This window comes from Erythrobacter longus (assembly GCF_000715015.1).
Classification (GTDB): domain Bacteria; phylum Pseudomonadota; class Alphaproteobacteria; order Sphingomonadales; family Sphingomonadaceae; genus Erythrobacter; species Erythrobacter longus.
Map to the genome: position 1 here is coordinate 24,196 of NZ_JMIW01000003.1, position 11,843 is coordinate 36,038.

Below are 11,843 nucleotides of genomic sequence, written 5' to 3' on the forward strand. Positions count from 1 at the left end.
GGGCGCGTATAATGGGGCGCGTATAATGGACTGGATGGCCTGGACACTTCCGACGGCGCTTTTCTTCGCGAGCATCGCCACCGCGCTCGCCGTGATGAGTGTGCTTGCAATAAAGCGCCCCAGCACCCCGCGCGTCGGCGTTCTCGGCATTGAAACAGCGCGCGGCGACCGCTTGTTCCTGACCCTTTTGGGCAGCGCCTTTATCAACTTGGCATGGATCGGGCTCACCGATTTACCGCAAACCTTTGCGCTCGGAATATGCGCAGTGTTTGCCTTTGCCACCTTCCGCTGGGTATGACCTTCAAAACACAAAATCATACGGGATGAGAGAGATGAGAATTGCCATTGTGCTCGCTGCGAGCCTTATTGTCGCCGCCTGTTCGGATGAGGCGGGATCGGACTTCGTGGTCCTGAGCGAGGAAGAGCGTAAAGCAGCCGCAAGCACTTTTCTCGACAATGAAATCGGCGATATGTCCGCGCTTTCCCGCGAAGAGCAGATGGCCGAAATCCAATGGTTCATGGACGCAAGCCAGCCTTATCAGGGCATGGAAATCTCTGTCGTCTCGGAAACCATCGCGACCCACGAGTATGAGAGCAAAGTGCTCGCTCCCGCTTTCTCCGCCATCACAGGGATCAAGGTCACGCACGACCTGATCGGCGAAGGGGACGTCGTTGAAAAGCTGCAAACGCAGATGCAGTCGGATGAGAATATCTACGACGCATACGTCAATGATAGCGACCTTATCGGCACCCACTGGCGTTACCAACAGGTGCGCAATCTGACCGATTGGATGGCAGGCGAAGGCGGCGATGTGACAAGCCCCACGCTCGACCTTCCCGATTTCATCGGCACCGATTTCACCACCGGCCCCGATGGCAAGCTTTACCAACTCCCGGATCAGCAATTCGCGAACCTTTACTGGTTCCGCTACGATTGGTTCACCGATCCTGCGATCAAGGCCGACTTCAAGGCGGCCTATGGCTATGACCTTGGCGTTCCCGTCAATTGGTCAGCTTACGAGGATATCGCGGAGTTCTTCACGGGCCGAGAGATCGACGGGCAGACCGTTTACGGCTCGATGGATTACGGCAAGAAAGACCCCTCGCTTGGCTGGCGTTTCACCGATGCGTGGATGTCGATGGCGGGGATGGGGTCCGTGGGTGAACCCAATGGCCTGCCGGTCGATGAATGGGGCATTCGCGTCAACGATGCCTCGCAGCCGGTGGGTTCTTGCGTGGTAAGGGGCGGGGCGACCAACTCGCCCGCTGCCGTTTACGCGCTTGAGAAATATTCCAAATGGCTCAAGGAATATTCGCCACCGTCCGCTGCTGGCATGACCTTTTCAGAGGCCGGTCCCGTACCCGCCCAAGGCGCGATTGCGCAGCAGATTTTCTGGTACACCACTTTCACCGCGAACATGGTTGGTGAAGAGGCCTCAGCGGTTCTTTATGACGATGGCACCCCGCGCTGGCGCATGGCGCCAAGCCCGCATGGCGCCTATTGGGAAGAGGGGATGAAGGTCGGTTATCAGGACGCAGGGTCGTGGACACTGATGAAATCAACCCCCACCGACCGCGCCAAGGCAGCATGGCTTTATGCGCAGTTCGTGACTTCCAAAACGGTGGACGTGAAGAAGGCTCACGTCGGCCTCACCTTCATCCGCGAATCCACCATTCAGCATGATAGTTTTACGCAGCGCGCGCCAAAGCTTGGCGGGCTGGTCGAGTTTTACCGCTCACCTGACCGCACCCGCTGGTCGCCAACCGGCACCAATGTTCCCGACTATCCGCGCCTTGCGCAATTGTGGTGGCAGAACATCGGCGATGCCTCGTCCGGCACCAAGTCTGCGCAAGCGGCACTGGATGCACTGTGCGAACAGCAAGAGCGCGTGTTGGAGCGGCTCGAACGTTCTGGCTTGCAAGGGGATTTGGGGCCGAAGCTTAACGAAGCGCGGACCGCTGAATATTGGCTCAATCAACCGGGTTCGCCCAAGCCCAAGCTTGCCGATGAAGACCCCGCGCCGATCACCATCGAGTATGACAAGCTGATCGAAACCTGGAAGTAAGGGCGCGTCTGGAAACAGGTGGGCGATCATTGGCCTGCGTCATTGGTCGATTTTTGCAGGGGCCGAGTGGTGCGTCGCCATTGCAGGGGCCGTTGGTGGGGTTTGCGGCGCTGGGGTGCTTTGTGGTGCCCAAAGACGTTTAGCGCGCGCCTCTGATTGCCTCTTTTCTGATGTGGCAGGGGGAAGAGCCTTCGCTGCGTGTGGTTTACCAAGCCGAGAGTGTGGCGACGGAGCCCACAAGGCCAGAGCTGCCGCTTCCGGAGTATGATCCTTATTCTGGTGCGCCCTTGCGGCGGGAGTTAGTGGGTGGAGGATCTTCGATCAGAACCTAAGCAGACAGAGGTGCTTAGGAGACTTGCTAATTCCCAATACCCATCTGATCAATGACTGATTTCTCATTGGGAGAACCGGTTGAACGGCTTGCTTGTGGATGTACTGGAGAAAGAGCTGTGGGAAGGCCTTGAGGTAAAGCAGACCGGGACTCTGTCAAGGATGCGCCAAGACGAAAGGGTTTCTTGCTTATGCAGCGAAGGCTCATCAGCAGGTCTATCTCGTATTGCAGCATAAAAACTGAGCGACACAGAATTAGGAGCCTCGAATAAATCTACCTCGGCCTTCGCTTAGAGCTAGATTGGGCAATATGAACAAAGTTATCCGACACTCTATTGTCTGACCGGTTTATCAAAAAAACCAAGGTCTTTACCTGATAGCCCGCAGCTTGGAATTCGATCAGATATGAAGATTCTGATGAAAAAGATCTCTTCAAGGAATAATTTCCAAAACTGAGATCGTCCAGCACATTTTCGACGGTTCGGTATACTCCTAAGGGATTGATAGTTTCAGCAATACACTGCGCATTCTCCACTATTTCGGAGGGCACGCCACCGACGGCAAAACCAGCATGCTTCTGCAAAAAGCCGACTCCATTTTCTTGGCGCCAATCTCGAAGACTATCGAGCGCAATGATTTTGGGGCAGACCTCGTAGGGGCTCGCCTGTGCTGTGCGTGGTCCGCGCATATCGTGACATGATGCGAGAAAAGCCAATAAAACAAAAATGATAAGCGTACTGACTTTCATATCGAGGCCCTACTGTCTTTTCTTTTTGCTAGCATAACGCCTAGTGAACTTCCGAGCCGCTCTTTCTCGCGCATTGTGTGTCCCTTCTAATGTTCCGTTATCGGTCTTATATGCATGATCTCCTAACTCGTGAACCAACTGCTCATCCCTCGTAATTTCAACCGAACGATCATTGCCTCGGAACCCCTGTTCAGTTCTTTGGGGTCGAGAACTGAAATCGATAACAGTTAAGGAATCTGTTCCGACGCCATTGGAAGCGTCTTCGGGATTGCCGAGAGGTATGTTGACACCATTCGGATGACTGCCAAAAAAATCTGTTTGCGCCCCTTCACTGAGGGCACTGACATCTGCAACGGTGTCGACGTTTTCGCTTTCTTCTAGAGCAGTGATGCGCTCCCGCAGGCTCACTGCCTGACCCTTGCCAAATTGACGGCTCGAACCGCGCTGTTAGAGGTAGCGGGGTGAGCATCACGACCACCACCATAGCGCGCAAGAGCATCGCGGTTGCAGGGGCAAGCGGCACGATTGGCCGCGCTGTAGTGCGTGAATGCGTGTCGCGCGGATATGATGTGACGGCCCTCGTGCGCAGCGAGGCGGCTGCGCAATTGCCGGAACTTGAAGGTGCGCAGGTCACGACAGTCGATGTGTCCGATCCAGATGCCCTGGCGCGCGTCTTTAAGGAGGCCGTGCCAGACACCGTGATCTCTTGCATTGCCTCGCGCAGTGGCTCGCCCAAGGATGCAAAAGCCATTGATCTTGACGCCAATCTCAACCTATTATTGGGCGCGCAAGCTGCCCGCACGCAGCATTTCATCTTGCTCTCTGCCATTTGTGTGCAGCGCCCAAGGCTCGCCTTTCAGCGCGCCAAACTGGCTTTTGAAGCGGCGCTGACCGATGCACCGATTGAACACACGATTGTGCGTCCCACAGCGTTCTTCAAATCGCTTTCAGGGCAAGTGGAGCGGGTGCGAGAAGGCAAACCGTTCTTCCTGTTTGGCGATGGTGAGCTGACCGCGTGCAAGCCGATCAGCGATGCTGATCTGGCGCGGTTTATTGTGGCGCAGGCGGATGATCCCAAAGCGTATGGTGCGACCCTTCCCATCGGCGGGCCGGGCCCTGCGATCACGCTAAAACGTCAAGGTGAGATCCTGTTCGAAGCGGCAGGCAGAGAGCCCAGATTTCGCCGCGTTCCCGTGGGTTTGTTCAGCCTGTTTGGCGGGGTCTTTTCGCTGGGCGCATGGGCCTCCGACTGGCTGGCCGAAAAGGCGGAATATGCCCGGATTGCAGAATATTACGCAACGCAAAGCATGCTTGTCTGGGACGATGAGAGACGCGCATATGACGCCGATGCAACCCCCGAATTTGGCAGCGACACCTTGGCAGATCACTACGCCCGGCTTTTGGGCAAAACCAATTGACCACAGATTGGGAATGGCGATTGCAAGGCGGGGGGGGGCTCGCATTTCCTACGCAGCGATTTGGCGGTAAGGCTCGGGTTTGCAAGATTGGGCGCGGATGGCTCAATGATTGCGCATGGCGTTACAGATTGAAAGTTGACACTTGAAACACCTTTTTCCCCCTCAAGCCTCAGATTTTGTGGGCAAAACCGGGAAGAGGATTATTTCATTGCTGTGCACATCGGTGTTGCACAATCCCGCTGACAAACGGGCTGCGCCATGACGGGGGCAAACCTTCTATTCACAGGGGTTTCCTGCGTATTCTTTATGGCACTGGTCGGCTGGATAAGCTGGCTGAAAACGCGCGGTGTAGCGGACACAAAGGACGGGTATTTCCTCGCAGGACGCGGACTTGGCGCGACCTTTATCGCAGGCTCGCTTTTGCTGACCAATTTGTCGGCAGAACAATTGATCGGGCTTAACGGGTCGGCTTACGGGTTCAATATGTCGAGCATGGGATGGGAAGTAACAGCGGCGGTTGCGACCATCGCGATGGCTCTGATATTCCTCCCCAAATATCTTGCGGGAGCCTTCACCACCCTTCCGCAGTTCTTGAACGACCGGTTCGATCCGACGGTGCGCTCTATGTCGGTGCTCCTGTTTATGCTGGGGTATGGCCTCGTGACGATCCCAAGCGTTTTGTACGCCGGATCGCTTGCAGTGATCGCGTTCTTCGACGTGCCAGCGCTGACGGGTCTGGATGATTTCTCATCATTGGTGATGATGGTGATCGTTATCGGTGTAATCGGATCGGTTTACGCGATATTCGGCGGGCTGCGTGCGGTTGCGGTGTCGGACACATTGAACGGCGTGGGCCTGCTTATCATCGGGATCTTGGTACCGGTTTTCGGGCTGATCGCATTGGGGGACGGCAGCTTTGGCGCTGGCCTTGCGACCTTGGGCAGCGAACATACCGAAAAGCTCAACGCCATCGGGGGAAGGGATGACCCCACGCCGTTTGGCACGATCTTCACCGGCATGGTGTTTGCGAACCTGTTTTACTGGTGCACCAACCAATATGTGATCCAGCGCACCCTGGGGGCAAAGTCGCTTGCTGAGGGGCAAAAGGGTGTGCTGCTCTCTGGCTTCTTCAAGGTGCTTGTGCCCTTTATGATGATGATCCCCGGCGTGATCGCATTCCATCTGTATGGGCCAAATCTTGGGGCCATTGATGAGGCTTACCCGCGCCTCATCCGCGATGTCTTGCCGTTATGGATGAGCGGGTTCTTCCTCGCGGTGCTGCTGGGCGCGGTGCTCAGTTCGTTTAACTCGCTCCTGAATTCAGCAGCGACGCTGTTTGCGCTTGATGTCTATGCCCCTGCCAAACAGCGCGCAGGCAAAGGCGAGGTGAGCGATGCCGATCTGGTCCGCATTGCAAAGGTCGCAAGCGTTGTCATCGCGCTGCTTTCATTCGGGATCGCCCCATATTTGTCGCAGGCACCAGAGGGGCTGTTCCAACTGATCCGCAAGTTCACCGGTTTTTACAACATCCCCACAATCGTGATCGTGATGGTCGGCCTTTTCACTACGCGAGTGCCGGCCTTGGGCGCAAAGATCGTAATCGTCTTTCACATCACGGCTTATGCGCTTTTGACATTCGTCTTCGAGGAAGAGGTGAGCTTGCACTTCATCCACCAATACGGCGTTTTGTTCGTGGTCGAGGTCGGCATTATGCTTGCGTGCGGGGCTCTGTGTCCGCGCGCGCAAGGCTGGCAATTCACACCCAATGCGAAGGTCGACATGATGCCGTGGAAGTTTGCAAAGCCATTGGCGGTGACGCTTTTTAGCTGTGTTGTGGCAACCTACTTGCTCTTTTCACCCCTTGGTGTGGCAAGCGTTTCTGGGGTAGGCGCGGTGTTCGGGTGGCTGATCGCGGGGCTTTTGGCGGTCAATGTCGGGATTTGGTGGGCTGCAATGCGCCGGGGCGAAGACAAGATGCGCCCAAGTGAAACTTCAAATCATGAATAGATGCTAGAATAGAAACGGCGGTAATAAACTGAACCGATAGGGTTTGAGATGACAAAAGTTAGCCCCAGTAAACTGAGGTCCGTTAAATTGAGGTCCAGTAATTTGAGGACCAGTAAACCTGCTTGCAAAGAACTTCGCTTGTATGACGCTCCTCACCTCAGATGCTTTGGCAATGTGCGTAACTTAACCGGTGGTAGCGCCACAAGGGCGCGTGATGGAGCGGTTACGCGGTCGCGTTTCTGAAACGCTATGCAATCAGGCTGGCGAGCACTCTGCGCTTGCCTTCATATGGGCGGCGGCCATGCATGACGGTGAAATTGTCGATCAAGGCCACATCGCCTGCTTGCCATTGAAGATCGTGGGTCAGTTCATCTGCAATAGCGACGGCAGGACCCATGTCAGCCGCAGTGATTGCCTCGCCCCTGCCATCGATCCCGCCAAATGTGATCGCTTTGTTGGGATCATTGCGGGCATCGGCCCAGCCCCTGAAGGCGGCGATCAACTGGTTGAAGAAGGTCTTGCGGCCATCGGCAAGCGTTCGCACAGCGGGCAGGGCAGGGGTAGTTGCGCGAAGCGATCCGTCCTCCAACCACTCCCAAGAATAGCCCAGTTCATTGAGCCGGGCTTCGGCTTTGTTCTGGTCGGCAACGCTTAGAGTAGAGCGCCATGATCGCCCTTGCCCAGAGGCGGGATCATCATCGCCGGGCATCACATTGGTGTAGCGCACACCTTCGGCTTCAAGCCGTGCGACGAAACCGGGGGCTTGTTGCGCCAACCGCTCCAGCACCCAATCAGACCGGCACAGCGGGGTCGCGCCGCCTGAACCGGGGGCAATCTGGCAATAGAAGAACAGCTTGGAAGGATAGAGCGGCGTTTGCGCCATCTCATGGTGGAGGAATATCTCGGTCGTGGGCGGCGCTTCATTGGCGGTGAAGACGCGCGGCGTCACATTGGTGCGCACAGCGTTTGAAAGCGAGTCCTCATAGGTGAAGCCCGTCTGGCCATGAGCCTCAATTGCGGCATCGAAGGCGAGCGGATCGGGCACATCAAACCCGCGGAAGAGCAATGCCCCAGCGTCTGCCAGTGCGGCATCGACGGCGGCCTTGTTGGCGCTCAAGAACGCGGCGAGATCGCCGCCACCAGGTATGACGCCGGGAAACTCTGGCACGTGTCTCTTAGTCATAGATCGGGTGAAACCTTCCAAACGCAGCTTCGGCAAAGACCCCGGGATCGTTAAAGCGCCGGTCCTGGTTAAGAGCGCTGATCGCGGCCATTTCGACCGCCGAAAGCTCGAAGTCGTCGATGGCAAGGTTCTCGCGCATCCGCTCAGGCTTGGTGGTTTTGGGAATGATCGAAGTGCCCCGCTGCACACCCCATTTGAGGAGCACTTGCGCTGGCGTCTTCCCATGGGCCTGCGCCGCAACCATAACCGGCGCTGCGCCAAGCAAGCTTTCGCCCGCATCGGCCATGCCAAGTTCAAAATAACTCTGCGCACCCAAGGGCGAGAACGCAGTCACATCAATGCCGTAACCCTTGGCGCAGCGGATCAGCTTCTCCTGCGTCAAGTATGGGTGGCTCTCAATCTGCAAATGGCTGGGCTTCACGCTCGCATAGCTCATCAGATCGTGGATGAGGCCCGTGTTGTAATTGCAAACGCCGATACGGCCCGCGAGGCCTTTCTCGACCAGCGCCTCCATCGCGTGCCACGTCTGGTGGAGCGGCACTTTGGCTGGGCGCATCTCGGGCTCGGCGGCATCGGGATTGAACAGCCATTCTGGCGGATAGCGTTCCTCAATCGGCACGTATTCCAGCGCGATGGGGAAATGGATGAGGTAGAGGTCAAGGCAATCGACTTGCAGGTCGGCAAGCGTCTTGCGGCAGGCTTCCTCGACATGCTCTGCGCTGTGGAAGGTGTTCCAGAGTTTGGAGGTGATCCAAAGCTCTTCGCGGGTCACTAGGCCCTCGGTAATTGCGCGGGCGAACCCTTCGCCGCTCTCTGCCTCATTGCCATAGTCGGCGGCGCTGTCGAAATGGCGATATCCTGCGCGGATCGCTTCAACGACGGCGTTGGCGGTGTCTTCCTTCGGGATTTTCCAGAGGCCGAAACCGACCGGGGGCATGGTGCTGAGCAAGTGTTAGTCCTCGTATTTGATTTCGACCGGTTGTCCGGTGGCGATGCTCTCTTGTGCGGCGGCACCGATTACAACCGAGCGATAGCCATCGCGCGCCGTGATAAGGGGCGGTGTGCCCTTTACCAAGGCTTCGTGAAAGTTGCGCTGTTGGTAATAGGTCGCGCCGTGGTGATCGCCTGCGGCCAAAGCCTCTGGCGGCACGTCAATATGCTCCTTGAACGGCCCGGATTTGTCACGCGGGGACCATGTGACAATGCCCCCGGGAAGCTTCACCTCGAGCTTTCCCTTGGGTCCAACGGCGCTGATCTCTTCCTGCTCCTTTGACCCTTCGGCGAACATGCACAGGTCAAGCACAGCACGCGCGCCGCCTGCAAAGTCGAGCATCACAAAGGCGTTGTCGATGATGTCGGGCGTCTCACCATCATACCGCTCATCAAGGTGGTTCACATCTGCCGCGCCGCTGGCAAAGACGCGCACCGGCTCATCGCGCAGGATATGGCGCATGAGATCGAAGAAATGGCAGCATTTTTCCACCAGAGTGCCGCCGGTGTTGCGGTTGAACCGGTTCCAGTCGCCGACTTTCTCTAGAAAGGGAAAACGGTGTTCGCGAATGGCCAGCATCTTGATGTCACCGGCCTCGCCAGCGTGAACGCGCTCAACGAAACGCGTGACCGGCGGCATATAGCGATATTCGAGGCCGACCCAGAACAGATTGTCGTAGTCTTTGACAGCCTTCGCCAAGGCCAAAGCATCGGCGGGCTCTGTGCACATCGGCTTTTCCAAAAGCACCGCGATCCCTGCCTCCATCACCGGCTTTACCACATCGAAATGGGTGAAATTGGGTGAGGCGATGATGACCGCATCGGGCTTGGCTTGGCTTAGCATTTTGGCCGTGTCCGGGAACATTTCTGGGCTTTGGCCAAGCTGCGCCGCCTTGGCCATCGCCTTTATGCGCGACCCTTCGTCCGGGTCCGCAATCGCGGCCAGCTCAGCGCCGGGCACCAGCGCCAGATTCGCCATATGCTCGCGGCCCATCATGCCGCAGCCGATAATCGCGTACTTACGTGTCTCACTCATGCGGAGGAGCCTTGGGCGGGGTTTAGAGAATTGTCCAGATTACCGTTGCGGCAGGTGCCATGTGCGCTGAGCCCACCACGGGTTCGCCAAGGCCAAGTGCGCTCACGTCAATGTCGTGGGCGGCATAGTTGAAGGCGAAGATATGGCTCGCTGTGCGGCGGATGCGGATGCCCTCGGGTAAGTCCATCAGATCGAGTCCCGCCTCGCCCGCAATCCTCTCAACCAGCAAGTCCAAGAGACTGCGATCTGGCCATGCCGCGCAATAGCGGATGTTGTCTCGCGCAAAGACCACGCCCCGTCCGTCTTTCAACGCTAACTCGGGCGACAGGTCCGTTTCGACCTCTTCGATCCAGCGGCTGATGGTCCAGCCGTCACCTTCGCCCACCACACCATCACGAAGGCTCTCGACCCGCGTGACGGTAATTGGCACGAGCTTGCGCAATTCCCCCGGCGCGAGGCCTTCGGGGATGGTAAGATTGTGTGTTTTGCTGCCGGAACGCGGACCGATAAGGATAGGACAGGTGAGCTCCTCGATATCCTTGATCCAAGCGGGAGAGATGTTTGGCAAAGTGGGCACAAACACCGCGCTATAGCCATCCAGCGCCGCATCTACCGACACGATATCGACGTCCAATCCGCGCCGCCTCAGCGCCGAATACCACTCATAGACGAGCTCCAGATAGCGGAAGCTCTGGCCTTGTGGCTGAATGCCGTACACCCATGCCGCATCATAGGAGAACACCAGCGCGACCTTGGCCTTGGCGATTTCTTGCGGGCCGATCTCACCAATAACATCGGCTACCATCCGCGCTTCATCGGCGGCGGGTGCATCTGCGCTATCGGGCCGCAGCAACCCTGCGTGCATTTGCTCTTGCGCAAAAGGCGCCTGCCGCCACCGGAAATAGCTCACAAACTCCGCCCCATGCGCCATCGCCTCGAGCGTCCACAGCGCGACCATTCCATCAAGCGGGGCAGGATTAAACCGTGCCCAGTTTACGGGCCCTGGCTGCTGCTCAATGATCCCCCAACGGCCATCGGAGCACCCCCGATAAAGGTCGTGGTGGAAGGCAGCGATATCGGGGTGACCTTGGCGCAGATAGGCGGTTTTCTCCTCTTCGGAGAACCAGAACTGCTCCAAAAACCCAAGCGGATAGCTATCCCAAGTCGCCACATCGAGATCGCGCCCAACATCGTGGTGATCGAATTCGGTGAAGAAGCCCATGAAGTTGTGGGTCACATCCCTTCCGGGTGACAAGTCGCGCAAGATCGCCACCTGCGCTGCATTAAAACTCACCACCTGATCAGAGGCAAAGCGGCGGTAATCGAGCCAGTGGGAGGGGTTCGCCTCGGTCACGGTCAGATGCGGCGGGTCAATCTCTGCAAATGAGCGATATTCCATCGACCAGAAGACATTGCCCCATGCCGTGTTCAGCGCCTCCACCGTGCCATATCGCGCCGCACACCAAGCACGAAAGGCCTCAGCCGCCGCATCCGAAAAGCTCAGCACCGTATCATGGCAGCCATATTCGTTATCGGTCTGCCACGCGGTGATGGCGCGGTGCTCGCCATAGCGCTCCGCCAGCGCCCGCGTGATCCGCCGCGATTGCTCACGGTATCCTTGATGCGAGAAACAATAATGCCGCCGCGAACCAAAGCCGCGCGGGCGTCCCTGTTCATCAATCGCGACCATATCAGGCATAGAATCGACCAGCCATTTGGGCGGGGTCGCGGTCGGCGTGCATAGCATGATGGTGAGGCCAGCATCCGCCAATGTTTCAATCGCGCGGTCAAGCCAGCCCCAGTCAAACCGCCCCGGTTCAGGTTCAATCCGGCTCCATGCAAATTCGCCAATGCGCACGAGCGACAAGCCCATCTCGCGCATCCGCCTCGCGTCGTCAGCCCACATTTCCTCGGGCCAATGTTCAGGGAAATAGCAGCAGCCGAGTTTCAAGCGGATGTCTCCAAAGTGGTTTGGTTCCAAGGCACTATCGACTTTGGCAACTTGTGCAAAACATTTGCTTTGCAACGCGCAATAAAGGCCTCCCCCTAGAGCGCGTTTACACAT

At 57.3% G+C, this 11,843-nt stretch carries 10 protein-coding genes; 4 read left to right on the top strand and 6 right to left on the bottom strand.

What is annotated here, in order from left to right; genetic code table 11:
* The first annotated feature begins 25 nt into the window (after window positions 1-25).
* Together EH31_RS07435 and EH31_RS07440 are read left to right on the top strand one after the other, a co-directional pair.
* Entirely contained in the window at window positions 26-298 is a 273-nt protein-coding gene (locus EH31_RS07435; protein ID WP_034959531.1) for a DUF2160 domain-containing protein, read from the top strand.
* Between the two features lie 34 nt (window positions 299-332).
* Window positions 333-2,066: an ABC transporter substrate-binding protein gene (locus EH31_RS07440; protein WP_034959532.1), complete on the top strand. Its 1,734-nt coding sequence runs from the start codon at window positions 333-335 to the stop codon at window positions 2,064-2,066.
* 604 nt (window positions 2,067-2,670) lie between these two features.
* Here the strand turns inward: EH31_RS07440 and EH31_RS07445 are convergent.
* Both EH31_RS07445 and EH31_RS17530 read right to left on the bottom strand, forming a co-directional pair.
* Complete coding sequence (locus EH31_RS07445) at window positions 2,671-3,144, bottom strand: hypothetical protein (RefSeq protein ID WP_034959534.1); 474 nt, start codon at window positions 3,142-3,144, stop codon at window positions 2,671-2,673.
* Between the two features lie 9 nt (window positions 3,145-3,153).
* Window positions 3,154-3,552 (bottom strand): hypothetical protein, encoded by a 399-nt coding sequence (locus EH31_RS17530; protein WP_152553507.1) that lies wholly within the window; start codon window positions 3,550-3,552, stop codon window positions 3,154-3,156.
* A 53-nt stretch (window positions 3,553-3,605) separates the two neighbouring features.
* Between EH31_RS17530 and EH31_RS07450 the strand changes: the two genes are divergently transcribed.
* Both EH31_RS07450 and EH31_RS07455 read left to right on the top strand, forming a co-directional pair.
* On the top strand, window positions 3,606-4,562 hold the full coding sequence (locus EH31_RS07450; protein WP_081853284.1) for an SDR family NAD(P)-dependent oxidoreductase: 957 nt from the start codon (window positions 3,606-3,608) through the stop codon (window positions 4,560-4,562).
* A 258-nt stretch (window positions 4,563-4,820) separates the two neighbouring features.
* On the top strand, window positions 4,821-6,569 hold the full coding sequence (locus EH31_RS07455; protein ID WP_034959535.1) for a solute:sodium symporter family transporter: 1,749 nt from the start codon (window positions 4,821-4,823) through the stop codon (window positions 6,567-6,569).
* Window positions 6,570-6,816: 247 nt separating this feature from the next.
* On the opposite strand, the gene EH31_RS07460 is transcribed toward EH31_RS07455, so the two are convergent.
* Genes EH31_RS07460 through EH31_RS07475 form a run of 4 tightly spaced genes read right to left on the bottom strand, consistent with a single transcriptional unit; the run spans window position 6,817 to window position 11,729 of the window.
* Window positions 6,817-7,752 (bottom strand): TauD/TfdA family dioxygenase, encoded by a 936-nt coding sequence (locus EH31_RS07460; protein ID WP_034959538.1) that lies wholly within the window; start codon window positions 7,750-7,752, stop codon window positions 6,817-6,819.
* Complete coding sequence (locus EH31_RS07465; RefSeq protein WP_034959540.1) at window positions 7,745-8,689, bottom strand: aldo/keto reductase; 945 nt, start codon at window positions 8,687-8,689, stop codon at window positions 7,745-7,747. Before EH31_RS07465 ends, EH31_RS07460 begins: the two co-directional genes overlap by 8 nt.
* Window positions 8,690-8,704: 15 nt before the next feature.
* Window positions 8,705-9,778 carry a Gfo/Idh/MocA family protein gene (locus EH31_RS07470; RefSeq protein ID WP_034959542.1) on the bottom strand — a complete coding sequence of 358 codons (1,074 nt, stop codon included), beginning with the start codon at window positions 9,776-9,778 and terminating at the stop codon, window positions 8,705-8,707.
* 22 nt (window positions 9,779-9,800) lie between these two features.
* Window positions 9,801-11,729 carry a beta-galactosidase gene (locus EH31_RS07475; protein ID WP_034960029.1) on the bottom strand — a complete coding sequence of 643 codons (1,929 nt, stop codon included), beginning with the start codon at window positions 11,727-11,729 and terminating at the stop codon, window positions 9,801-9,803.
* Window positions 11,730-11,843 lie beyond the last annotated feature (114 nt).